This window comes from Pseudoxanthomonas sp. SE1, assembly GCF_029542205.1.
Taxonomy (GTDB): domain Bacteria; phylum Pseudomonadota; class Gammaproteobacteria; order Xanthomonadales; family Xanthomonadaceae; genus Pseudoxanthomonas_A.
In genome coordinates, this window is record NZ_CP113783.1 from 1,120,094 (window position 1) to 1,142,552 (window position 22,459).

A 22,459-nucleotide genomic window follows, 5' to 3' on the forward strand; every position below is an offset into this window, starting at 1 on the left:
TAGCCGCAGTACCTGACGGGATGCGGGGCCTGGCCCTGCGTCCCGTCGGACTTTTCGTCAAGGCGCGGATCCTGTCGGGGATGTCGTCAGCGCCTTCATCCAAGGGAGAAGCGAGTGAATCCGATCCGAGTGACCCTGCTGGGAGCCAGTCTGCTGGCCTGCCTGTCGTGTACGGCCAAGAAAGAGCCCGAACAGAAGCCCGCCGATGCGACTGTGAGCGATGCCGCGGAACTGAAGGACTGGCCGGCGCTGAAGAGCCGTTTCGCCAAGGATCCTGCCGTGGAAGCACGTGCGGCGGAAATCCTCGCCAGCATGACGCTGGAGCAGAAGATCGGCCAGATGGTGCAGCCGGAGATCAAGTCGATCACGCCGGCCGAGGTGCGGACGTACTACATCGGCTCGGTGCTCAATGGCGGTGGCTCATGGCCTGCGATGAACAAGCACGCCAGGGTCGAGGATTGGGTCAGGCTGGCTGATGCCTACTACGACGCGTCGATGTCCACCGATGCGAAGATCCCGGTGCCGGTGATCTGGGGCACCGACGCCGTGCACGGCCACAGCAACGTCCACGGCGCGACCATCTTCCCCCACAACATCGGCCTGGGTGCCGCGCATGATGTCGAACTGATCGAGCGCATCGCCGAAGCCACCGGCCAGTCCACCCGCGCCACCGGCGTGGCCTGGACGTTCGCGCCGACTGTCGCCGTGGCGCAGGATGCCCGCTGGGGGCGCACCTACGAAAGCTACTCTTCGCAGCCGGCACTGATCCGCGAGTACGCCGCCGCCTATGTCAAGGGCATGCAGGGCGTGCTGGACAAGGACGGCAATGTCGTCGCGACCGCCAAGCACTTCATCGGCGACGGTGCCACCGATGGCGGCAAGGACCAGGGCAACGCGACGGTGACGCAGTCGCAGATGATCAATATCCACGGGCAGGGTTACTACGGCGCCATCGAGGCGGGCGTGCAGACCGTGATGGCGTCGTTCAACAGCTGGAACGACGTCGCCGCAGGCAAGGACTACGGCAAGATGCACGGCACGCGCGACCTGCTGACGGTGGCGCTGAAGGAGAAGATGGGCTTCGATGGCTTCGTCGTCTCCGACTGGAACGGCATCGGCCAGGTCACCGGTTGCAGCGACGACAGTTGCCCGCAAGCGATCAATGCGGGCATCGACATGGTGATGGTGCCGGACAAATGGAAGTCCTTCATCACCAACACGATCGGGCAGGTGAAGTCGGGCGAGATCCCGCAGGCGCGCATCGACGACGCCGTCACCCGCATCCTGCGCGTCAAGCTGCGCGCCGGGCTGTGGGACCACAAGCCATCGGCCAGCCAGTACGCTGGGAAGCCGGAGGCCTTGGTACATCGTGAGCTGGCCCGTCGCGCCGCGCGCGAGTCGCTGGTGCTGCTGAAGAACGACGGCGGCACGCTGCCGTTGAAGAAGGGCCAGCGCGTGCTGCTGGTCGGCAAGAGCGCCGACAGCATTTCCAACCAGACCGGTGGCTGGTCGCTGACATGGCAGGGTACCGACAACACCAACGCTGACTTCCCGAATGCCGACAGCATCGCCGCCGGCCTGCGCGAGCAGTTGGGCGAGGCGAACGTGTTGTTGCGCGACAGTGCCGAAGGCGTGGATCCGGCCAGCTACGATGTCATCGTGGCCGCGATCGGCGAGACGCCGTATGCAGAGACCAATGGCGACATCGTGCCTTCCGACACGATGGCGCACAGCCGCCGTCATCCGGAAGACCTGGCCACGCTGAAGGCGGCTGCGGCCAGCGGCAAGCCCGTCGTCACCGTATTCCTGTCCGGCCGCGCGTTGTACGCCAACGACCTCATCAACCTCTCCAACAGCTTCGTCGCCGCGTGGCTGCCGGGCACGGAAGGCAAGGGCGTCACCGATGTGCTGGTCGCGGGTGCGGACGGCAAACCGGCGCATGATTTCCAAGGCAAGCTGACCTTCCCGTGGCCGGCCGCGGCCTGTCCGAAATCCGGCAGCACGCCGCAGTTCGCCTTGGATACCGGCTTGCGCTATGGCGACAACAGCACTGTCGGCAAGCTGCCGGAAGACAGTGCGGCCAGTTGCGGTGAAGCCACCGCGATGGGCGTGTTCAACCAGTCCGACGTCGCACCCTTCACCCTGCAGATGGGCGCAGGCAGCGACGAACAGGCCGTGGGGTCGGACATGAACGCGACCCGGCACTGGCCGCAGGCCAAGCCCGCGCTGCAGGTCGCCACCGTGCAGGTCAACACGCAGCAGGATGCCAAGGAAGTGACCTGGCTCGCACCGGCGCGATTCTTCGCCCGCAATCCGTCGAAGAACAACCTCGCCGCGATGGCGACCGCACGCGGTGCCGTGCAGTTCGACGTGATCGTCAGGCAAGCGCCGACCAAGCCGGTGCAGTTCACCGTCCGGTGTGGTGCGAACTGCGGCGCCAGCCTGGACCTCACCGCGACCTTCTCCGGGGATGCCGTCGGCAGGAAGCAGACGGTCAAGGTGCCGCTGGCGTGCTTCGGCAAGCTGGGCGCGGACCTGAGCGGTGTGGATACGCCCTTCAGCATCACCGCCGACGCGCCATTCGCCGCGGCCTTCACCAACATCCAGGTGGTCGCCGGCGCGGCCGACGCTGCCGATGCGGTGAAGTGCGCGCAGTAAGACGGCTCCAGCAGCGCCCCGCGGCACCACCGTGGGGCGCTGACGCAGTGCAAGTTGCAATCGCGCGGCCGCCCCGTAGGCTGGCCGTTCCGTCCGGATCCCATACCAGCAGGCATACCAATCCATGACCACACAAACCACCCGATGGTCGCAGTTCGGCGTGCTGATCACCGTGTTCTTCTTCTGGGGTTTCGTTGCGGCGAGCAACGGCATCCTGATACCGGTGTTCAAGAAAGCGTTCGACCTGACGCAGGCGCAGAGCATGTACGTGGCGCTGGCCTTCTACGTCGCCTATACCGTGGGGTCGCTGATCTATGTCGCCATCTCGAAGTCGATGGGCCAGGACGTGCTCAACAAGATCGGCTACAAGAACGGCATCTGCCTGGGCCTGGTGATCTCGGCGCTCGGCGCGCTGTTGTTCTATCCCGCGGCCAACACGGGTTCGTTCAATCTGATGCTGTCGGGTCTCTTCATCGTCGGTTTGGGATTCTCGCTGCAGCAGATCGCTGCCAATCCGCTGGCCATCGTGATGGGCGACCCCAAGACCGGCGCGCAGCGATTGACCCTGGCGGGCGGCATCAACAACTTCGGCACCACCATCGGGCCGTTGCTGGTCAGCGTGGCGATCTTCGGCAGCGTCACGGCCGGCAACACCGAGGCCAGCATTGAAAGCGTCAAGACGCCGTATCTGGTGCTCGGCGCGGCCTTCATCCTGGTTGCGATCTTCCTGAAGTTCTCGTCGGTCCCGAACCATATCGACCTGGAGAAACTGTCCGAAAGCGAAGCCCAGGACAGTGGCAAGCTGATCCACAAGAAGTCGGCGCTCTCGTATCCGCAGCTGGTGCTGGGCATGGTCGCCATCTTCCTCTACGTGGGTGTCGAGGTCTCGACCATCGACAACCTGCCGGCCTATCTGGAGCTGCCCGTAGAAAAGGGAGGGCTGGGCATCGATACCTCGATGATCGCGCCCTTCGTTTCCCTGTACTGGGCCAGCCTGATGATCGGCCGCTGGAGCGGCGCGGCCGGTGCATTCGATATCGGTGCAGGCGCAAAGAAGATGCTGATGCTGATCCTGCCGTACCTGGCGTTCGGCGTGTTCCTGGCGGTGAACGCGATCACCGGCCACGACCCGTCGCAGTTCTTCGGCTACGCCGCGGTGATCGTGCTGATGATCCTGGCGACGCTGGCCAGCGGGGGCAACCCGGCCCGCATGCTGCTGTACTTCGCCCTCTGCGGCATCGCGGCGCTGCTGATCGGCATGTTCACCACCGGCTGGACCAGCGTGGTGGCCTTCATCAGCGTCGGCCTGTTCTGCAGCACCATGTGGCCGTGCATCTTCGCCCTGGCCATTACGGGCCTTGGCAACAAGACCAACCAGGGCAGCAGTCTGCTGATCATGATGATCATGGGCGGCGGCATCGTCAGCTGGGCCCAGGGAGCGCTGGCGGACAAGGTCGGCATCCACTACAGCTTCATCGTCGGCGTGGCGTGCTTTGCGTATCTGGCGTTCTACGCCATCGCCGCGACCCGTACGCTGCGCAACCAGGGCATCGACCTGGACAAGCTCGCCGCGGGCAGCGGCCACTGAGTGCGGTGCGCGCCGGAGAGAGGCCGGCGCGCATCCCCAAGCCACCGGGCCACTCTCCAGCCCGGTGGCTTTTCTTTTTGGTTGCCGTCCCTTTGCCCTCGCGCGCAAAGGAGCAACATCGCCCTCCTGGATCTGGCTTCCGGGGCAGGCATGGCGACGAAGGACGCAGACGGCTGCGTCGATGGAGACTGTTGGGGGGACTCCATGAAGTGCGATCGCTGCGTGCCGGCCATTGAGGATGGACGGGCCGGCGGCGTGACGGATGGGACATGGCGCAGGCCTCGGGCGGAGCAAGACTGTGAAACTTCCTCCGGAGTCACGCACATGTTGCCGCGCCTGTCATGCCTGCTGCTATCGCTTGTTGCCTTCCACGCCACGGCGCAGGAAGCCCCGACGCGCGAACACTTCGCCACTCCCGGCCACGAAGCGGCTTACCACGACTGGCACTACACGCCCGTGGTGAAAGTGGGCGACATGGTGATCGTGTCCGGCATTCCCGCCGCCGGTCCGGGGACGTACGAAGAGAAGGTGCGCCGCATGTTCGTTGGGCTGGGAAAGCAACTGGCACAGGCCGGCGCGACCTACGCCGACGTCGTGGAACTGACGACCTTCCACACCGGCCCGACTGATCCACAGAGCTTCCAGGCCGAGTTCGCCCGCTTCGCCCCGATCCACCACGAGTTCTTCCCTGCGAACTACCCCGCGTGGAGTGCGGTCGGCACCAGCGCGCTGCTCGCACCCGGTGCGGTGGTGGAGATGCGCGCGATCGCGATGATCGGATCCGGGCGTGCGCCGAAGGCGGATATTCCGAAGCCGAAGCCGCGCCCGGCTACGCCCTGAGTGCGTGCTGGCGTCAGCGCGCCGCCGAGCCGCTGCGCTTGGCCAGCATGTCTTCGATCAGATCCAGGATCTCCGCGAGGCTGATGCCGTAGGAGCCGGCCTGGCCGGCATCGAAGGCCTGCTTCCACTCGCCGTAGCCGTCCAGGTAGGCCGGGTCGATGGCGCCCTGGCCGACCCGTTCGGCGCCGCTGCGTTCCAGTACCTGGCCGATGATCGGCAGATGGGCGAAGGTGGTGATGACGCCGGCAGGCAGACCGGGGTGGCGGATGCGCGCTTCGCTCACGCTGACGTGCAGGATCTCGCCACCCAGCGGGTGTGGATCGATGCGATTGATCGTCAGTACCGGCGTCTCCCTGGCGCCGCGGCCACGACAGCGCCAGCGTTGGCCGACAGCGTAGGGGGCGGAGGCAGGGGCGTTCGTCATGGAGATCGGAAAACGTCGGGAACGGAGCTACGCAGGATAGGCGGAGCATGACGGATTCTGCGTGGCGCGGTGGCATGAGGGCTCGAATGGCCCGATGCGGCAAAGTGGGGCGATACCGGAGGGTGGAGCTGGAACTCCACGATGGGCGCGTTGAGCCGGGTTGATCGGGTACGACCCGCCTTGCGCAAAAGTCCGGAGAGCGTTGCGCCCCTCCCGTGGTCGACGATGGGGTTCGCCGTTGTCCGGATCGGACCGCGTGCGGCGATATCTGATCTCGACGCCCGGCCTGCGCACGCACAGTGCCCGCCCTGGACACCCGAACTTCCCAAGGACTTTCCCACCATGCCGCTCGACGCGAACTCCCGTTTCATCGCCGGGGTGTGCAGTGCTGCCGTCATCCTGCTGGCGGCCTGGTTCCATGGCAATGGCAGGAATCCGGACCGGGCCCTGTCGCACTGCGAGGCGGGCGGGGTGCAGGCGCAGCAACCGCGCGACTGCATCTCCTGCGAGCGCGATGAGGCGTCGCACGCAGATGCACTGCAGATGGATCGCGATGCGCCGAGTCGCGCCCTGCGTGCGCGCAACGCAACCCCGCGCTCGTAATCCCGTGCCAGCGCTCTGCCGTCTGTCAGGCCCGACCTGGTGCGCCGAGTGGGATAGCCGCCGACCCGGGGCCGCGTATTGCTGGTGCGGATAGCCGTTTGCAGGGCGTCCGGCGTCGCGGCGAGCCGCCGGTCCCGTGATGCAAGCCTAGAAGCGCGCACCCACCGGCAGATAGCGCCATTGGCCCACCGGCATCTTCGACAGCGCAATGCGGCCAATCCTGAGTCGCCGGATCGATACGACCTCAAGCCCGCCTGCGCGGCAGCGATGGCTCAGTTCGCCCGGCTGTACGTCCTTGATCGCGAAACGCAGCCGCACCTCGTTCTGCCAGCTGACCTTGCAGGGCGCCAGTCCACGGTCCTGGTAGGTGGCCACGTGGCCGATCCTGCTGAGGGTGTACGGGTCGGTGTTGCCGCGGATTTCCACCACGAACTCCTGCTCGATCTCCGCATAGTCCTCGGTCAGGCGGCGCCACACGCGGCCATCCTGGCTCAGCACCATGAGTCCGCTGGCTTCGGTATCCAGCGGCATCAGCGGGGTCAATCGATGGAAGTGGCGCTTCAGCGCACGCACGCCGCTGTCGTCCCCGGGCAGGTGCGTGGCCGGGGTGGCCAGGGCGGCCGTATCCTGCCAGGCCATGCCTTCAGGCTTGTGCAGCAGCAGGGTGGCCGGCTCGGTGGCCGTGAGTTCGGCAGCCGGATCGATCTCCACCCGCTCGGTGGTCACCGGGTGTTGCGGCGTCTCCACCGTTTCACCGTCCACGGTGACCCAGCCCCCTTCGATGTACTGCTCGGCCTCCGTGCGCGAACAGCCGGTGAGTTCGGCGACACGCTTGGCAAGGCGGATGGGTTCAGGCATGGGAACACCGGCGTTTCAGGGCGGCTAGTGTAAAGATAGCGGGGACGCCCCGCGTCGAATCTTCGTCGATCATCTTCATTTCCCGCCAGGACCGCATGAAAACGCCCCCAGGACTGCAAGCGCTGATCGATGATGGTGTGATCGACCGCGTGCTGCGCCCGCTGAAGAGCGGCAAGGAAGCTTCCGTCTATGTGGTGGAGGCGGGCGGGGAAGTCCGCTGCGCCAAGGTCTACAAGGACATGGCGCAGCGCAGTTTCCAGCAGCGCACGCTGTATCAGGAAGGCCGCAAGGTCCGCGGCAGTCGCGAGGCGCGTGCGATGGGCAAGGCCACGCGTTACGGGCGCAAGCAGCAGGAAGTGGCATGGAAGAACGCCGAGGTCGACGCCCTGTACCAGTTGCGCGATGCCGGCGTGCGCGTGCCCGAACCGTTCGGTTATGTGCACGGCGTGCTGGTGATGGAACTTGTCGCCGATGCCACCGGCCACTCCGCGCCCCGCCTGGGCGAGGTGGACCTCACCCGGGAGCAGGCACGCGACTTCCACCGCTTCCTGGTGCGCGAGGTGGTCAAGATGCTGTGTGCCGGTCTGATCCACGGGGATCTGTCGGAGTACAACGTGCTGGTCGGCGGGGAAGGCCCGGTGATCATCGATTTCCCGCAGGTGGTCAGCGCCGCCGGCAACAACGCCAGTCGTCGCCTGCTGCTGCGCGACGTCAATGCCCTGACGGCGCGCCTGGGCCGCTACGCGCCGGAGCTGCTGGATACCTGGTATGGCGAGGAGATGTGGGCGCTGTACGAAGCAGGCGCCCTGCGCCCGGATACGGAGCTGACCGGCCTGTTCGCCCACGACGCGTCGCGCGTGGATGTGGACAGCGTGCGGCACGCCATCGAGGACGCGCGGCAGGAAGCGATCATCCGCCAGCAGGGCAGGGAAGCGGCCGCTGCGGAGTAACACGATGAGGGTGCGGGATCGGGCGCGTCAGCGCAGCCCTGGGCGCAGGTAAAACAAAAGGGCCCGCCTTGCGGCAGGCCCTTCGGAATGAATGGTGGCCCGGGGCGGATTCGAACCACCGACACGCGGATTTTCAATCCGCTGCTCTACCAACTGAGCTACCAGGCCAGGATCTGTCGCGGTGCGGCAGTGCCGGCGCGAAGAGCGGCAATGATACGGACCGGTGGAGGCGATGGCAAGCCGGACAGCCCCTGAATGGCGGGTCCGACGGCCGCCGCAGGCTGCGCCGGGCGGGGGCATCATGCACCTCGGGAGTGCGCCTCTCAGCGCACCGACAGAGGACGACCATGAAACGCCTGATTCCTTTCGCCCTGCTGATCGCGACCGGACTGGTCGCCTGCGCGACCGACGGCCAGCAGACCGATGCCGAAAAACTCGCCTTCTACCGCGGGCATGCCGGGGAGCCGGTCAAGGACTTCAAGTATTTCGGCAGGCTCAATGGCTGGACGCCGCTGGGCGATGGTGCGCTCGCCGTATGGACCAAGCCCAGCGAAGGGTATCTGCTGGAGCTGTCCGGCCCCTGCCAGGACCTGGACTATGCCACTGCGATATCCGTGACCCAGTTCGGCAGTCGGGTGTCGGCAAAGTTCGACGACGTGATCCCCTTGGGGGCTGGCACCTCCAGCATCAATATTCCCTGCCGCATCGAGACCATCAGGCCATTGGACGTGAAGGCCCTGCGCGCCAGCCAGAAGGAACTGCGCGAAGCCGCGGCCGTGGAGCGGGAAGCTGGAAAGCGGTGATTGCGCAGGAAAGCTGTCGCTTTCCTGGCCTCGTCCCGTGACGCGATGCCGGACCACGCTGTCCCGGCAGGACAGCAGGGGTGGCGCAGTTCAGGACTCCGGCACGTATCCGGTCGGTTTGTCCGCGCCGCCGCCGAACAGGAACTTCTCCAGTTCCACTTCAAGGAAGGCGCGATGCTTGGGATCGCGCGGGGACAGCCGGTTCTCGTTGATCAGCATGGTCTGGTGAGCCAGCCAGGCCGCCCACGCCGGCTTGCCGATGTTCGCGTAGATGCGCTTGCCCAGGTCGCCGGGGTAGGGAACGAAGTCGAGCCCTTCCGTTTCGCGTTGTTCGTACTGGCAGAAGACGGTGCGCGACATCGGTCAATTTCCCAGCAGTTTGCGGATCGGCGCGGGCAGGCCCAGCTTGGCGAGTTCGCCGCGCGCGACCCATCGCAGATCGTCATTGTCGCGCACCCTGCCGCGCAGGGCGACCCCGCGTACCCGCATCGGCTGCAGATGCAGACGGTAGTGGCTGAAGGTGTGCACCACCACCGGAAGTTCCTCGGCATCGTCGTAATACCCCTGCACTTCGTGCGCGAACCAGTCGCGCATGCCTGTGTCGGTGTCCGCCTGCGGCAGCGTCCATAGGGACGCCCAGATGCCGGTTTCCGGACGCCGTTGCAGCAGGATGTCGCCGTCGGCGTTCTCGAGCCACAACGCCACGGCTTCCCGCTCCGGCAGCATCTTCGAGGGACGGGACGTGGGCAGCCTGTCGACCAGGCGATCGCGGCGCGCCACGCAGTCGTCCTGCTGCGGGCACATCGCACAGGTTGGCCTGGTGCGCGTGCACAGCGTGGCGCCGAAATCCATCTGCGCCTGCGTGAAGTCGGCCAGGCGGCCGTCGGGCACGTCGTGAAGGTGCCTTTCCGCCAGTGCCCACAATGGCTTTTCCACCGCCGGCAGGCCGGGCCAGCCGGAGATGCCGTGGAAGCGCGACAGCACGCGCTTGACGTTGCCATCGAGGATGGGGAAACGGTCGTTCCACGCCTGTGCCAGGATGGCGCCCGCGGTGCTGCGCCCGATGCCGGGCAGTGCATGCAGCGCGTCGAAATCGTGTGGCAGGTCGCTGCCATGCTGCGCGACACAGGCCTTCGCCGCCGCATGCAGGTTGCGGGCGCGGGCGTAGTAGCCCAGCCCCGCCCAGTGCGCCATCACGTCATCGGTGGAAGCCGCGGCCAGGTCGGGCAGGGTGGGAAAGCGCTCGACGAAGCGCAGGAAGTACGGGATGACCGTGGCCACCTGTGTCTGCTGCAACATGATTTCCGACAGCCAAACGCGGTAAGGCGTGCGCGGATGTTGCCAGGGCAGGTCGTGGCGGCCGTGCCGGTCGAACCAGGCCAGCAGGCGCTGGGCGAAGGTGTCAGCCGGCACCCAGCGCTTCCGGCAACAGCGCATCGACGAAGGCTTCCGCATCGAACACGCGCAGGTCTTCCACGCGCTCGCCGATACCGGCGTAGCGGATCGGGATGCCGAACTCGCGCGCCAGCGCGAACACCACGCCGCCCTTGGCAGTGCCATCCAGCTTGGTGACCACCAGGCCGGTGACGCCGACGGCGGCATGGAACTGGCGCAGCTGCGAGAGCGCGTTCTGGCCGGTGGTGCCATCGATGACCATCAGCACTTCGTGTGGCGCGCTCTCGTCGATCTTGCCGAGCACGCGGCGTATCTTGCCCAGTTCGCTCATCAGGCCGGTCTGCGTATGCAGGCGGCCCGCGGTGTCGGCGATCAGCACGTCGAAGCCGCGCGACTTGGCCGACTGGAGCGCGTCGAAGGCAACCGACGCCGGATCCGCATCCTGGCCCTGTGCGACCACGGGCACGCCGTTGCGTTCGCCCCAGGTCTGCAGCTGCGCGACGGCGGCGGCGCGGAAGGTGTCGCCGGCGGCCAGCATCAGGCTGTGGCCGTCCTGCTTGAAGCGGCGCGCAAGCTTGCCGATGGTGGTGGTCTTGCCCACGCCGTTGACGCCGATGGTCAGCACGACGAACGGCTTGCGGCTGGTGTCGATCACCAGCGGTCTGGCGACCGGCGTGATCAGCGCGATCAGGTCGGCACGCAGCGCCTTCAGCAAGGCCTGTGCGTCTGCGAACTCGCGCTCCTTCATGCGCTTGCGCAGGTCTTCGATGATGGCGGTGGTGGCCGGCACGCCCACGTCGGCGGTCAGCAGGGCGGTTTCGATCTCGTCCAGCAGGTCGTCGTCCAGGCGCGGGTTGCGCGTGAACAGGCCGGCCAGGCCGAGCGCGGCGCTGGTGCGGCGCAGGCGGTCACGCCAGCCTGACTTGCCGGCCGGCGCGGCGGGCGCGGCATCGGCGGGTTCCGGCTCATCTGCTCGTGATGCAGCAGCGGCGGGTTCGGACAGGGCGCTGGCATCGTCGTTGGGCGCGTCCGTCTTCGATACCGCTTCATCCACTACGGCAGCGGCGGCCGGGGGTGCGTCCGTCGGCAGCATCTCGCCCGGCGCGCGCGGGAAGGCGGCGGCGAGTTCTTCGGTGCTGGGGCGGGTCTGGGCGGCGTCCGGGCCGTCCTGGGGCTTCTTGCGGCGGAAAAAACCGATCATTTCAGGGGGTATCTCGAAGAGGGCGACATGCTACCACCCGGCTGTCGGGCGGCCGTGGACGCCGGGCTAAAGTGGGGCCGGCGGCGGCCGATATCGAGGCTGGAAACCCCGTGGAGTCATCGCATGACCCCCATCGCCGGCATCGCTGCTTCCGGCCTGCGCGCCGCCTCGCTCGGCATGCAGGCCGCAGCGCACAACATCGCCAACCTGGCTACGCCAGACGCGGCGCGGCAGGGCGTGGCGCTGTCGTCGGCCGAGGCCGGTGGCGTGTCCGCGCGCGTGGTCGAGGCGCCTGCCGATCCCGCCGCCCCGCTCGAAGACGTGGCCGCGATGCTGACGTACAAGGCGATGGCCGGCGCGAACCTGTTCGTGCTGAAAGTGGCCGATCAGACGCTGGGCAGCCTGCTGGACGTCAGGGCGTAGCGCATACGATCCCTTCTCCCCGCTTGCGGGGAGAAGGTGCCCGAAGGGCGGATGAGGGGCGCTTTTCGCGCGGAGACGCTGCTGAGGCGACAGCCTCGCTCGCGCGGGCACGTTGTCGGCGCTCAATGCGTCTTGTCTCCGTTTGCCCCTCACCCGCCTTCGGCACCCTCTCCCCGTTGCGCGGGGAGAGGGCAGCAACAGCAGGCGTCGCTTACGCCGATAACTCCAGCAGCAGCGCATTGAGCCGCTTCACGTAGCCGGCCGGGTCCTTCAGGCTCTCACCCGCGGCCAGCGCAGCCTGGTCGAACAGCACGCGGGTCAGGTTGTTGAAGCGGTTCGCATCGCTCTCGGCATCGAGTTTCGCGATCAGCGGATGCTCCGGGTTGAATTCGAACACGGGCTTGCTCTCCGGTGCCGTCTGGCCACTGGCTTCCAGCAGCTGGCGCATCTGCACGCCCAGGTCGCCCTGGCCCATCGCGAGGATGGCGGGCGAATCGGTCAGGCGATGCGAGACGCGCACGTCGGCCACGTCCGGGCCCAGCACGGTCTTGATGCGGCCGGTGAGGGCCTCCTTCGCTTTCGCGCTTTCCTCCTGCGCCTTCTTCTCGTCCTCGCTGTCCAGCGCACCCAGGTCCAGATCACCGCGGGCGACGTCGACGAAGGACTTGCCGTCGAACTCGGTCAGGTAGCCCATCAGCCATTCGTCGATGCGGTCGGTGAGCAGCAACACCTCGATGCCCTTCTTGCGGAAGATCTCCAGGTGCGGGCTGTCCTTGATCTGCGCATGCGATTCCCCGGTCAGGTAGTACAGCTTGTCCTGGCCTTCCTGCAGGCGACCCACGTAGTCGGCCAACGACACGCTGGGCGCGCCGGAGGTGTCGTGGGTGGACGCGAAGCGCAGCAGGCCGGCGATCTTCTCGCGGTTGGCGTAGTCCTCGGCCGGGCCTTCCTTCAGCACCTGGCCGAAGTTGGTCCAGAACGCCTTGTAGTCCTCGGGCTTGTCCTTGGCCAGCTTCTCCAGCATGTCGAGTGCGCGCTTGGTCAGCGCGGAGCGCATGGAGTCGACCACCGGGCCGGATTGCAGGATCTCGCGCGAGACGTTGAGCGACAGGTCGGATGAATCCACCACGCCGCGCAGGAAGCGCAGGTACAGCGGCAGGAACTGTTCGGCCTGGTCCATGATGAAGACGCGCTGCACGTACAGCTTCAGGCCCTTGGCGCCGTCGCGGTGGTACAGGTCGAACGGCGCGCGACCGGGCACGTACAGCAGCGAGGTGTATTCCAGCTTGCCCTCGACCTTGTTGTGGCTCCACGCGACCGGATCGGTGAAGTCGTGGGCGATGTGCTTGTAGAACTCGGTGTATTCCTCGTCCTTGATCTCGGACTTGGCGCGCGTCCACAGTGCGCTGGCCTTGTTGACGGCCTCCCATTCCGGCGCGGCCGGCTTGTCCTCGCCGTGGTGCTCCTTCGGCATCTCGATCGGCAGGCCGACGTGGTCCGAATATTTCTTGACGATGCCGCGCAGCTTCCAGCCATCGGCGAAGCCTTCCTCGCCTTCCTTCAGGTGCAGCACGATGCGTGTGCCGCGTTCGGGCTTGTCGACCGTGGCCACCTCGAAATCGCCTTCGCCGGCGCTTGACCAGTGCACGCCTTCGCTGGCGGGCAGGCCGGCGCGACGGCTGAACACGTCCACGCGGTCAGCCACGATGAAGGCGCTGTAGAAACCCACGCCGAACTGGCCGATCAGGTTGGCGTCCTTCTTCTGGTCGCCGGACAGCGCCTTGAGGAAGTCGCCGGTGCCGGACTTCGCGATCGTTCCGAGATGGGCGACGGCTTCATCGCGACTCATGCCGATGCCGTTGTCGTCGATGGTCACCGTGCGCGCGGCGGCATCGAAGCCGATGCGGATGCGCAGGGTGGGATCTTCCTCGATCAGGCCGGGTTCCTTCAGCGCCTCGAAGCGCAGCTTGTCGGCGGCGTCGGCGGCGTTGGACACCAGCTCGCGCAGGAAGATCTCCTTGTTCGAGTACAGCGAGTGGATCATCAGCTGCAGCAGCTGCTTCACTTCGGCCTGGAAGCCCAGTGTTTCCTTGCGGGTTTCGATGGTCATCGTGGACGTGCTCCTTGGATCGGTGTGCGGGCCGCAGGCGCGGCCGATGCATCCCGGTGTATGGGTATGGCCGCCGATTTCAACCCGCGATGCCCTGCAGGAGGGGCTTCAGCCCCGACTGTGCTCTGGAACGTGCGCCAGGCATTCACCGTTCCAGGGCGTACCGCCTGTTGGGCGTGGTCGGGGCTGAAGCCCTTCCTGCGGGGTCGTATCATGCGTGGCATCCCGTTCTCCGGCTTCCTGATGGCCCGCAACGCTCGTCGCCTCTCTTCAACTTCCGCCTCCGCGCCGCGCGGCACCGGCCAGGTGCGGATCATCGGTGGGCGGTGGCGTGGCACGAAGCTGGCGGTGCCGGACCGTCCCGGTCTGCGGCCCAGCAGCGATCGCGTGCGCGAGACCCTGTTCAACTGGTTGATGCCGGCATTGCCGGACGCGCGCGTGCTCGACCTGTTCGCCGGTACCGGCGTGCTGGGGCTGGAGGCGCTGTCGCGCGGCGCGGCGCACGCCGTGCTGGTGGAGCGCGACTCCGGGCTGGCCGAGGCGCTGCGCGAGGCGGCGGCGAAGCTGTCCGCGCCCGCCGAGGTACATGCGGCTGACGCACTGGCGTGGCTGGACGGCCGTGGGGACGCCTTCGACCTGGTATTCCTGGACCCGCCCTTCGCCGATGGCCTGTGGGCGCGCGCGCTGGACGGGTTGGCGCCGAGGCTGGCGCCCGGTGCCTGGGTCTACGTGGAATCGCCGGCGGACGTCCAGCCGGGGGTCCCGCCGGCCTGGGCGCTGCACCGCGAGGGTCGGACACGCGAGGTCCGCTATGCGCTGTACCGGACCCCGGGCGCGCAGCCCACTGCTACACTGCGCCCCGACGATCCGCCGGCGACGACTGAATGACTGTGGCGCGCACCCGGACGGCCGTGTACCCCGGCACGTTCGACCCCATCACCAATGGCCATATCGACCTGATCGACCGCGCTGCGCCGCTGTTCGAGCGCGTGATCATCGGCGTGGCCGAGAGCCCGGGCAAAGGGCCTGCGCTGCCGCTGGCGCAGCGCGTCGCGCTGGCCCGCGAAGCCGTGGCCAAGCACGCGCACGTGGAAGTGCAGGGCTTCGACGGCCTGCTCGCACACTTCGTGAAGGACGTGGGCGGCGGCGTGCTGTTGCGTGGCCTGCGCGCGGTGTCCGACTTCGAGTACGAGTTCCAGCTGGCCAGCATGAACCGCCACCTGATCCCCGAGGTCGAGACGCTGTTCCTGACGCCGGCCGAGCAGTACGGATTCATTTCCTCGTCGCTGGTGCGCGAGATCGCCCGGCTGGGCGGCGACGTGTCCGGTTTCGTGCCGCCGGCCGTCGTTGCCGCGCTCAAGGCACAATGGCAGAAACAAAGACAAGGCGCCTGAGCGCGCCGCGATTCCGACAACAGATCCAACAGGAGGGGGAACACCCATGAAGAACATCGCAACCCGCATGCTGCTCACCGCCTGCCTCGTGCTGCCGTTCGCGGCGTGCAAGAAGCAGGATGAAGCCCCGGCCGAACCGGCCGAAGTCGCCCTGGTCGCACCGACCACGACCGAAGATGGCGCGTGGAAGGAGTACCTGAGCAAGGTGGTCGACGCCAACATGGGCACGATCACCAACACGCCGTACGTGTACTACCTGCCCGCCGAGACCGACCCGGAGTTCGAGGCCAAGTATGGCCGCCAGTTGGAGCAGGCCAAGGGCGCCGTGGCGCGCGGCGTGACCAGCGGCAACCTGATCGCGTTCGGCTCGCCCTCCAGCGTCAAGATCGCCGACCTGGCCGTGGCCGCGTTCGAAGGCGTGGAAGCCGATACGTTCAAGGGCGTGCGCATCCTCTTCATCGGCAAGGCGGAAGACAGCGAGCGCGTGAAGGCCGCCGTCACTCCGAGCAGCGCCGAGTACGTGTTCGTCGAAGCCAAGTGACCTTTCCGCGCGTGGCCGCTCCGGCGGCCACGCCTTGGCGGAAAGGCCATCCCCGCGCAGGCGGGGATCCAGTGACTTTCAGTCGCGCATCGCAGCCAGCCTGCAGCGACTGGACGCCGGGTTTGGTACTTCCGACGAATGCCGCGTCGAAAGTCACTGGGTGCCCGCCTTCGCGGGGATGACGGAACAAGATGTCCCTCAAGATCAACGAACTCTGCGTCAACTGTGATGTCTGCGAGCCGGCCTGCCCCAACCAGGCCATCTCGATGGGCGAGACGATCTATGTGATCGATCCGGCGCGCTGCACCGAATGCGTCGGCCATCATGACGAACCGCAATGTGTCGTCGTGTGCCCGGTCGAGTGCATCGACCCCGATCCGGCGTATCCTGAGACCCACGAAGCATTGCTGGCGAAGATGCTCCGGCTGCAGGCCGGCTGATCCCCTCGCGCGTCATCGCTTCGTGCCGGTTTCCGCAACAGGAGCGATCGTGATCCAACGCCGTCTTTTCGCATTGCTGTTCGTCGTCGCCTTCGCGCCTGCCGCGTGGGCGGCCGATGCTTCCCGCACTTCTGCGCCGCATCCCCCGGGCGTGGCCATCGCCAGCGCGCACGCGCTTGCCACGCAGGCCGGTCTCGATGTCATCGCGCAGGGCGGCAACGCCTTCGATGCCGCCATCGCGGTCTCGTCGACGCTGTCGGTGGTCGAGCCGATCAGTTCCGGACTGGGTGGCGGCGGCTTCTTCCTGCTGCACGAAGGCAAGACCGGCAAGGACGTCTTCATCGATGCGCGCGAGACCGCACCCGCAGCGGCTACGCCGGACAAGTACCTGTTGCCGAATGGCGACTTCAACCGCGATCGCGCAGAGAACGGCCCGTGGGCCGCGGGAATTCCCGGGCTGCCTGCCGCGTTCGTCCACCTGGCGGCGAAGTACGGCAAGCTGCCGTTGAAGACATCCCTGGCGCCCGCTATCCGCACTGCACGCGAGGGCTTCCCGGTCTACGCGCGCATGGCACGCGGATACCAGGCGCGCCGTGAGGTGATGGAACGGTACAAGGGCACGCGCGCGGTCTTCCTCGCGAACGGACAGCCGATCAAGGAAGGCGATGTCTTCAGGCAACCCGATCTGGCCCGCACGCTTGAGCGTCTGGCTGCACAGGGCTTCGATGGTTTCTACAAGGGCGAGACCGCGAAGCTGCTGCTGGCCGGCGTGAAGGCCGAAGGCGGGCAGTGGACGGCGAAGGAGCTGGCCGGCTACACGGTGCGCGAGCGGGAGCCGCTGACGTTCGAATACAACGATTGGCAGGTGACGACCGCGCCGCCACCGTCGTCCGGCGGCGTGGCGCTGACGCAGATGCTGCAGATCCTCGATGCCTACGATCTGTCCAAGCTGGATCAGGCGCAGCGCACGCACCTGATCGTCGAAGCGATGCGCCGCGCCTTCCGTGACCGCACCTTCTATCTCGGCGATCCGGACTTCGTGCAGATCCCGATGAAGACGCTCACCAGCCCGTACTACGCGGCCGGCCTGCGCGCGACGATCAACCCACAGAAGGCGACGCCCAGCGACCAGTTGTCGGGCCAGCAGACGCCGCTGGAAGACGAGGAAACCACGCATTTCTCCATCATCGATGCCGAGGGCAACCGCGTTGCCGGCACGCAGACCGTCAATCTGCTGTACGGCTCGGGCCTGGTGCCGCCGGGCACGGGCGTGCTGCTGAACAACGAGATGGATGATTTCGCATTGAAGCCCGGCACGCCGAATGCTTTCGGGGTGATGGGCTACGACGCCAACGCGCCGCAGCCGGGCAAGCGCATGCTCAGTTCGATGACGCCGACCTTCCTGGAGTCGCCGGACAAGGTGGCGGTGCTGGGCACGCCGGGTGGCAGCCGCATCATCACCATGGTGCTGCTGGGCGTGCTGGGTTACGACGCCGGTCTGGATCCGCAGGCGGTCGCCGCCCTGCCGCGCTTCCATCACCAGTGGATGCCGGACCTGATCGAGATGGAGACCGACGCACTGAGTCCCGCGTCGCAGCAGGCGCTGGAAGCGATGGGTCACAAATTCAAGGTGCCAGGCAACAGTGCACAGGGCGGCCGCGGTTCCAGCCATGTCTGGGGTAACCTGCAGACGGTGGAATGGGACAGGACGACCAATACGCTGCACGGTGGCAGCGACCCGCGCAATCCGGTGGGTGCGGCGAAGGTGGTGGAGTCGGAGCCGACACGCTGATTCCGGGCTTGTAGGAGCGCCCCATGGGCGCGATGCTCTTTTGTCCGATGCGGGAAAGCATCGCGCCCACGGGGCGCTCCTACAGCGGGCGGGCACGGTGGGGGTCGGACCGGGAATGTCCCGAGGCTCCGTCGGGCGTAGAATCGCCCCATGAAACTCTGGTCGCTGCTGGGCAATTCCCAGAAACTCGATGGGGGCGCGATGTTCGGCAACGCGCCGCGCGCCATGTGGGAGAAGTGGTCTCCGCCTGATGCGGAGAACCGCATCGAGCTGGCCTGCCGCGCGCTGCTGGTGCAGCCGCTGAACGGCAGGACGGTATTGTTCGAGACCGGCATCGGCGCGTTCTTCGAGCCGAAGATGCGCGCCCGCTTCGGCGTGCAGGAAGACCGCCACGTGCTGCTCGATTCGCTGCAGGCGGCCGGCTTCTCGCACGAGGACATCGACGTGGTGGTGCTCAGCCACCTGCACTTCGATCACGCCGGTGGCCTGTTGGCGCCATGGCAGGACGGCAAGGCGCCGGAACTGCTGTTCCCCAACGCGACGTTCGTCGTCGGTGCCGACCATTGGCAGCGTGCCCTGAAGCCGCATCCGCGCGATCGCGCGAGCTTCATTCCCGAACTGCAGCCGTTGCTGGAAGCGAGTGGGCGACTGGAACTCGTATCCAGCGACCACTCAAACGTGCTCGGCGAATCCGTACGCTTCACCTTCAGCGACGGCCACACGCCGGGCCTGATGCTGGCGGAGATCGTCGGACCGGAGAGGGTGGACGGACAGGCGCACGGTGGCGTGGTGTTCTGCGCTGACCTGATTCCCGGCCGGTCCTGGGTGCACGTGCCCATCACCATGGGCTACGACCGCAACGCCGAACTGCTGATCGACGAGAAGCGCGCCTTCCTCGACGACAAGCTCGCCCGCAACGTCCACCTGTTCTTCACCCACGACCCGGGCTGCGCACTGGCGCAGGTCACGCGCGACGAGAAGGGCAAGTTTGGCGTCGCCCACGAGGTCACCGAGCTGCACGCGCGTACGCTGGCGGCGTGAACCGGCAGGAAAGTGGGAGCGACGTCAGTCGCGACGCGGTGGCTTGTCGTCGCGACTGACGTCGCTCCCACACCAGCAGAGGGCTTCAACCGATCCGCGTACCGAAGATGCGGTCACCTGCGTCCCCCAGGCCCGGCAGGATGTAACCCTTGTCATTGAGTCGTTCGTCGACGGCGGCAGTGTAGACCTCGACATCGGGATGCGCCGCTTCCAGTGCCTTGAGCCCTTCCGGTGCGGCGACCAGGAAGATGCCCTTGATCCGCTTCGCGCCGGCGCGCTTGAGCATGTCGATGGTGGCGATCAGGGTGCCGCCGGTGGCCAGCATCGGGTCCAGGATCAGCGCGTCGCGTTCCTCCAGGCGCCCGGTCAGCTTCTCGAAGTAGGGCACGGGTTGCAGCGTTTCCTCGTCGCGCTGCAGGCCGACCACGCTGACGCGCGCGGTGGGGATCAGCGCCAGCACACCTGGCAGCATGCCCAGACCGGCACGCAGGATCGGTACCAGGGTGATCTTGGCGCCGGCGATCTTCTTCACGTCGACCGGTCCGGCCCAGCCGGCCATGGTCTCGGTGGTGAGTTCGAGATCGGCCGTGGCCTCGTAGGCCAGCAGCGTACCCAGCTCGGTGACCAGTTCGCGGAAATCCTTGGTGTTGAGGCCGGCGTTGCGCAGCAGGCCGATCTTGTGCTGGACGAGGGGGTGGCGGACTTCGACGGTCTTCATGGCGGGGCAGGGCGGCAGGCGATGCGGGAAGTCTGCATCAAACCCGGTGGTCCCACAAAGCAGAAAGCCGGCGCGAGCCGGCTTTCTGCCTGAGCGTGGAGGCGCTACGGATCAGAACGCCCAGCGCATCACCAGCTGGTAGCTCGGGCCTGCTTCTTCGGTTTCCAGCTCGTACTCGTCGTAGTCGCGGTCGATCTGGTCCTGCAGGGTGTTGAACTTGTCGAAGAACTCGTCCTTGCTGGCATCCAGCAGGTTGTTGGCGCTCAGGCGCACCGACACGTTCGTGCCGAAGCGCTTCTCGACGAAGACGTCCAGTTCGCCGCCGTAGCGGATGATGGCTTCCTCGCCCAGCACGCGCGCGTAGGCATCGCCCTGCTTGCGGTACGTGGCGCCGAAGCTGGCCCCCAGGGTCGGCAGGTCGTGGATGAAGCCGATGTTGTAGACGGACTTGGCCTGGTCGTTGAAGCGGCGCTCGCCCAGGAAATCGTCGACCTTCGACTTCACCCACGAGTAGTTGGCGAAGACGCCGGTGTTCTCCAGCCCGATGGCGGACAGCGGCGTGGACACGTCGAACTCGAAGCCGTAGACCTTGCCATCGCCGACATTGGAGGAGGTGTAAAGCCAGCTCGATGCAGGCTCCTGCGCCATCGCATCGGCCAGGTCGACGGCGTCGCCGTCCTCGATCATCTCTTCCCAGGTGTCCTGCATCTCTTCGCTGGGCTCGCCGGTGTTGACGATCTCGATGAGGTCCTTCACGTCGCGGTAGAAGAAGTTCAGGCCGACCACGCCCTTGCGGCCGAGGCGGTGTTCGAAGCCGAGGTCGAGGCCGTTGGCGGTTTCCGGATCCAGCTCCGGGTTGCCGATGTAGTCGTTGTCGCCGAACTCGCCGTCCAGCAGGGCCGGCAGCAGCTCGTTGAAGTTCGGACGTTTGATGGTCCTGGCCAGCGACAGGCTGATGCGGTCCGCATCGCCCAGGTTCCAGCGCAGGTTCACCGACGGCAGCAGTTCGTTGTAGTCCTTGCTGACGCGGCCTTCGCTTTCCTCGTCCTCGAGGTATTCCACTTCCGACTTGGTGGTCTCGTAACGCAGGCCGGCTTCCCACGAGAAGGCTTCGCCCTTGTTGCTGAGCATGATGTAAGGGTCAAGGCGCTTTTCCTCGATCACCGAAGCCACGCTGCCGTCCAGCTCATAGTCCGCCAGGGACGCCGGGGCCTCGTCTTCCTCCTCGGCTTCCCACTCGTAGCTCACGAGCAGGCCTTCGCGCTTCTTGGTGCGATAGTCCACGCCGAATTCCAGCTCGGCGCCGCCAAGCGGGCGCGCGTGTGTCAGCCGGAAGCCGGTCTCCGCATCCTTGGCAGTCACGGATTCGGCTTCGTAGGCGGTTTCGTCCCACTCCGCGTCCGCAGGGATGCTCCAGGTGTCGTCCCAGTTCTCCGCGCCGCTCACGTAGACGTGTTCGCCTTCGGTGGTCGCCTGCGAGTTCTCGAAACGGGCGTAGTCGACGCTTACGGCGGTGGTGCCGCCGCCCATGTCGAACGTGTATTCGGCACCGATGCCGTAGTTCTTCTGGTCGTACGGGTCACGGCCGGGTACGCGCAGGTTGATGGTCTCATCGTCGTCCAGCTCTTCTTCGAACGACACTTCCGTCACGTCGCGATCGGTCTTGACGTAGAAGGCATCGATGCTGAAGCGGCCGGTGTCGCCGACGTCCGCGGTGTAGGACAGGTTGGCCGAATAGTCGCGGCCATCCTTCACTTCGGTCTGGTCTTCCCAGCTGACCTTTTCTTCCTGGGTATTGTCGGTGAAGCGGTCGGAGCGCTTGGTCTTGGCGCGATAGCGGTCCTGCACGTTGATGCCGGCCAACAGGCGGCCCCCGAGCGTTTCGAACGAGGTCACGGCGCCGAAGGTCGGGTTGACCTCGCCATCGTCCCAGCGGTTCACGCCGACGCGGATGTAGCTGCCGGTGAATTCATAGGCATCGCGCAGCACGATGTTGATGGCGCCGGCCATAGCATCGCCGCTGCGGTTGGCGCTGGCGCTGCGCTTGATCTCGATGTGGTCCACCATTTCGGCCGGGATGCGGTCGACGTAGAACGAGCGGTCGTCGCCGGCGCCCGGCACCTTCTTGCCGTTGATCAGCACCTGCGTGTAACCGCCACCGAGGCCGCGCAGCTGCACGCCGTCGTATTCCATGATGTCCGAACCGACGAAGCCGACACCGGGCACGCGCTTCAACATGTCGCCGACGGTGTTCGGCTCGAAGCGCTGGAAGTATTCCAGGTCGTAGACCAGGGTGGGCGCGATGTCATCGGTGCGGTCGCGGTAGGCGATCTCGCCTTGCACCACCACGGTGTCCAGTTGCTTGGGATCGCCCGCGACGCCGGCATCCGGCGCCTGGTTCTGGGCGGTGGCGGCGAAGCTGGCCGGCAGCAGGGCCGCGCAGAACAGCACCTGCGAGAGCGAGGCGGCCAAGGCATTGCGTTTCATCGTGTGTCGTCCCCGTGACGAAAGTAAACGGGACTTTGTAAGCACGTCACATGGCGGCAACATGACAGGCAGGTTCCAGCGCGGTGACAGGTATCCGTGTGTAGTGCGCTGACATGAAAATGTCATGGCGCCTGCGTAGAACATGGCAGTTTGTTGACGCCTTCATGTCATGGGGATACCGGTGAAACCACGC

General features: G+C 66.5%; 21 protein-coding genes and 1 tRNA gene. 13 read left to right on the forward strand and 9 right to left on the reverse strand.

Annotated elements, in window-relative coordinates:
• The first annotated feature begins 114 nt into the window (after positions 1-114).
• The 3 genes from OY559_RS05125 (at position 115) to OY559_RS05135 (ending at position 5,086) form a co-directional block, all read left to right on the forward strand.
• Positions 115-2,658: a glycoside hydrolase family 3 protein gene (locus OY559_RS05125; RefSeq protein WP_277729002.1), complete on the forward strand. Its 2,544-nt coding sequence runs from the start codon at positions 115-117 to the stop codon at positions 2,656-2,658.
• Between the two features lie 124 nt (positions 2,659-2,782).
• Positions 2,783-4,246, forward strand: a complete 1,464-nt coding sequence (locus tag OY559_RS05130) for an MFS transporter (RefSeq protein ID WP_277729003.1) — start codon at positions 2,783-2,785, stop codon at positions 4,244-4,246.
• 324 nt (positions 4,247-4,570) lie between these two features.
• Positions 4,571-5,086 carry a Rid family hydrolase gene (locus tag OY559_RS05135; protein ID WP_277729004.1) on the forward strand — a complete coding sequence of 172 codons (516 nt, stop codon included), beginning with the start codon at positions 4,571-4,573 and terminating at the stop codon, positions 5,084-5,086.
• A gap of 13 nt (positions 5,087-5,099) precedes the next feature.
• Here the strand turns inward: OY559_RS05135 and OY559_RS05140 are convergent, their stop codons facing one another.
• Positions 5,100-5,510 carry a hypothetical protein gene (locus OY559_RS05140; RefSeq protein ID WP_277729005.1) on the reverse strand — a complete coding sequence of 137 codons (411 nt, stop codon included), beginning with the start codon at positions 5,508-5,510 and terminating at the stop codon, positions 5,100-5,102.
• Positions 5,511-5,852: 342 nt separating this feature from the next.
• Between OY559_RS05140 and OY559_RS05145 the strand changes: the two genes are divergently transcribed.
• Complete coding sequence (locus OY559_RS05145; protein WP_277729006.1) at positions 5,853-6,113, forward strand: hypothetical protein; 261 nt, start codon at positions 5,853-5,855, stop codon at positions 6,111-6,113.
• 147 nt (positions 6,114-6,260) lie between these two features.
• Here the strand turns inward: OY559_RS05145 and OY559_RS05150 are convergent, their stop codons facing one another.
• Positions 6,261-6,971 (reverse strand): rRNA pseudouridine synthase, encoded by a 711-nt coding sequence (locus tag OY559_RS05150; protein ID WP_277729007.1) that lies wholly within the window; start codon positions 6,969-6,971, stop codon positions 6,261-6,263.
• A gap of 95 nt (positions 6,972-7,066) precedes the next feature.
• Here OY559_RS05150 and OY559_RS05155 point away from each other — a divergent pair, with 95 nt between their 5' ends.
• On the forward strand, positions 7,067-7,921 hold the full coding sequence (locus OY559_RS05155) for a PA4780 family RIO1-like protein kinase (protein WP_277729008.1): 855 nt from the start codon (positions 7,067-7,069) through the stop codon (positions 7,919-7,921).
• 92 nt (positions 7,922-8,013) lie between these two features.
• Here OY559_RS05155 and OY559_RS05160 read toward each other — a convergent pair.
• Positions 8,014-8,089: transfer RNA gene (locus OY559_RS05160), tRNA-Phe, on the reverse strand.
• Between the two features lie 179 nt (positions 8,090-8,268).
• Between OY559_RS05160 and OY559_RS05165 the strand changes: the two genes are divergently transcribed.
• On the forward strand, positions 8,269-8,724 hold the full coding sequence (locus OY559_RS05165) for a DUF6491 family protein (protein WP_277729009.1): 456 nt from the start codon (positions 8,269-8,271) through the stop codon (positions 8,722-8,724).
• Between the two features lie 90 nt (positions 8,725-8,814).
• Here the strand turns inward: OY559_RS05165 and OY559_RS05170 are convergent, their stop codons facing one another.
• The 3 genes from OY559_RS05170 to ftsY are packed head-to-tail and all read right to left on the reverse strand — an operon-like array spanning position 8,815 to position 11,320.
• Entirely contained in the window at positions 8,815-9,084 is a 270-nt protein-coding gene (locus tag OY559_RS05170; protein ID WP_142123731.1) for an oxidative damage protection protein, read from the reverse strand.
• 3 nt (positions 9,085-9,087) lie between these two features.
• Positions 9,088-10,137, reverse strand: a complete 1,050-nt coding sequence (gene mutY / locus OY559_RS05175; protein ID WP_343228763.1) for an A/G-specific adenine glycosylase — start codon at positions 10,135-10,137, stop codon at positions 9,088-9,090.
• A complete protein-coding gene (ftsY, locus tag OY559_RS05180; protein WP_277729011.1) occupies positions 10,127-11,320 on the reverse strand; it encodes a signal recognition particle-docking protein FtsY in 1,194 nt (397 codons plus the stop codon). Before ftsY ends, mutY begins: the two co-directional genes overlap by 11 nt.
• Before the next feature lie 123 nt (positions 11,321-11,443).
• On the opposite strand from ftsY, the gene OY559_RS05185 reads away from it, so the two are divergent.
• Entirely contained in the window at positions 11,444-11,743 is a 300-nt protein-coding gene (locus OY559_RS05185) for a hypothetical protein (protein ID WP_277729012.1), read from the forward strand.
• A 211-nt stretch (positions 11,744-11,954) separates the two neighbouring features.
• Here the strand turns inward: OY559_RS05185 and htpG are convergent, their stop codons facing one another.
• Positions 11,955-13,853, reverse strand: coding sequence for a molecular chaperone HtpG (gene htpG, locus OY559_RS05190; protein WP_277729013.1), 1,899 nt, complete (start codon positions 13,851-13,853; stop codon positions 11,955-11,957).
• A 243-nt stretch (positions 13,854-14,096) separates the two neighbouring features.
• Between htpG and rsmD the strand changes: the two genes are divergently transcribed.
• The 6 genes from rsmD (at position 14,097) to OY559_RS05220 (ending at position 19,061) form a co-directional block, all read left to right on the forward strand.
• A complete protein-coding gene (gene rsmD, locus OY559_RS05195) occupies positions 14,097-14,741 on the forward strand; it encodes a 16S rRNA (guanine(966)-N(2))-methyltransferase RsmD (protein ID WP_277729926.1) in 645 nt (214 codons plus the stop codon).
• A complete protein-coding gene (coaD, locus tag OY559_RS05200; RefSeq protein ID WP_277729014.1) occupies positions 14,738-15,247 on the forward strand; it encodes a pantetheine-phosphate adenylyltransferase in 510 nt (169 codons plus the stop codon). Before rsmD ends, coaD begins: the two co-directional genes overlap by 4 nt.
• Before the next feature lie 46 nt (positions 15,248-15,293).
• Positions 15,294-15,788: a hypothetical protein gene (locus OY559_RS05205; protein ID WP_142123738.1), complete on the forward strand. Its 495-nt coding sequence runs from the start codon at positions 15,294-15,296 to the stop codon at positions 15,786-15,788.
• 191 nt (positions 15,789-15,979) lie between these two features.
• Positions 15,980-16,228 carry a YfhL family 4Fe-4S dicluster ferredoxin gene (locus OY559_RS05210; protein ID WP_055940809.1) on the forward strand — a complete coding sequence of 83 codons (249 nt, stop codon included), beginning with the start codon at positions 15,980-15,982 and terminating at the stop codon, positions 16,226-16,228.
• Positions 16,229-16,277: 49 nt separating this feature from the next.
• Positions 16,278-18,020, forward strand: a complete 1,743-nt coding sequence (gene ggt, locus OY559_RS05215) for a gamma-glutamyltransferase (protein ID WP_277729015.1) — start codon at positions 16,278-16,280, stop codon at positions 18,018-18,020.
• Between the two features lie 150 nt (positions 18,021-18,170).
• Entirely contained in the window at positions 18,171-19,061 is an 891-nt protein-coding gene (locus OY559_RS05220) for an MBL fold metallo-hydrolase (protein WP_277729016.1), read from the forward strand.
• Between the two features lie 85 nt (positions 19,062-19,146).
• On the opposite strand, the gene upp is transcribed toward OY559_RS05220, so the two are convergent.
• A complete protein-coding gene (gene upp / locus OY559_RS05225; protein WP_277729017.1) occupies positions 19,147-19,779 on the reverse strand; it encodes a uracil phosphoribosyltransferase in 633 nt (210 codons plus the stop codon).
• 111 nt (positions 19,780-19,890) lie between these two features.
• Positions 19,891-22,266, reverse strand: a complete 2,376-nt coding sequence (locus OY559_RS05230; RefSeq protein WP_277729018.1) for a TonB-dependent receptor plug domain-containing protein — start codon at positions 22,264-22,266, stop codon at positions 19,891-19,893.
• Positions 22,267-22,459: the final 193 nt, after the last annotated feature.

Excerpts from the sequence above, each read along its gene's own strand:
- OY559_RS05140 (WP_277729005.1), bottom strand. The coding sequence starts at position 5,510 with ATGACGAACGCCCCTGCCTCCGCCCCCTACGCTGTCGGCCAACGCTGG.
- OY559_RS05150 (WP_277729007.1), bottom strand. The coding sequence starts at position 6,971 with ATGCCTGAACCCATCCGCCTTGCCAAGCGTGTCGCCGAACTCACCGGC.
- OY559_RS05220 (WP_277729016.1), top strand. The coding sequence starts at position 18,171 with ATGAAACTCTGGTCGCTGCTGGGCAATTCCCAGAAACTCGATGGGGGC.
- OY559_RS05170 (WP_142123731.1), bottom strand. The coding sequence starts at position 9,084 with ATGTCGCGCACCGTCTTCTGCCAGTACGAACAACGCGAAACGGAAGGG.
- ftsY (WP_277729011.1), bottom strand. The coding sequence starts at position 11,320 with ATGATCGGTTTTTTCCGCCGCAAGAAGCCCCAGGACGGCCCGGACGCC.
- htpG (WP_277729013.1), bottom strand. The coding sequence starts at position 13,853 with ATGACCATCGAAACCCGCAAGGAAACACTGGGCTTCCAGGCCGAAGTG.
- OY559_RS05155 (WP_277729008.1), top strand. The coding sequence starts at position 7,067 with ATGAAAACGCCCCCAGGACTGCAAGCGCTGATCGATGATGGTGTGATC.
- OY559_RS05135 (WP_277729004.1), top strand. The coding sequence starts at position 4,571 with ATGTTGCCGCGCCTGTCATGCCTGCTGCTATCGCTTGTTGCCTTCCAC.
- rsmD (WP_277729926.1), top strand. The coding sequence starts at position 14,097 with ATGGCCCGCAACGCTCGTCGCCTCTCTTCAACTTCCGCCTCCGCGCCG.
- OY559_RS05210 (WP_055940809.1), top strand. The coding sequence starts at position 15,980 with ATGTCCCTCAAGATCAACGAACTCTGCGTCAACTGTGATGTCTGCGAG.
- OY559_RS05185 (WP_277729012.1), top strand. The coding sequence starts at position 11,444 with ATGACCCCCATCGCCGGCATCGCTGCTTCCGGCCTGCGCGCCGCCTCG.
- upp (WP_277729017.1), bottom strand. The coding sequence starts at position 19,779 with ATGAAGACCGTCGAAGTCCGCCACCCCCTCGTCCAGCACAAGATCGGC.
- OY559_RS05165 (WP_277729009.1), top strand. The coding sequence starts at position 8,269 with ATGAAACGCCTGATTCCTTTCGCCCTGCTGATCGCGACCGGACTGGTC.
- OY559_RS05130 (WP_277729003.1), top strand. The coding sequence starts at position 2,783 with ATGACCACACAAACCACCCGATGGTCGCAGTTCGGCGTGCTGATCACC.
- OY559_RS05205 (WP_142123738.1), top strand. The coding sequence starts at position 15,294 with ATGAAGAACATCGCAACCCGCATGCTGCTCACCGCCTGCCTCGTGCTG.
- OY559_RS05230 (WP_277729018.1), bottom strand. The coding sequence starts at position 22,266 with ATGAAACGCAATGCCTTGGCCGCCTCGCTCTCGCAGGTGCTGTTCTGC.
- coaD (WP_277729014.1), top strand. The coding sequence starts at position 14,738 with ATGACTGTGGCGCGCACCCGGACGGCCGTGTACCCCGGCACGTTCGAC.
- OY559_RS05145 (WP_277729006.1), top strand. The coding sequence starts at position 5,853 with ATGCCGCTCGACGCGAACTCCCGTTTCATCGCCGGGGTGTGCAGTGCT.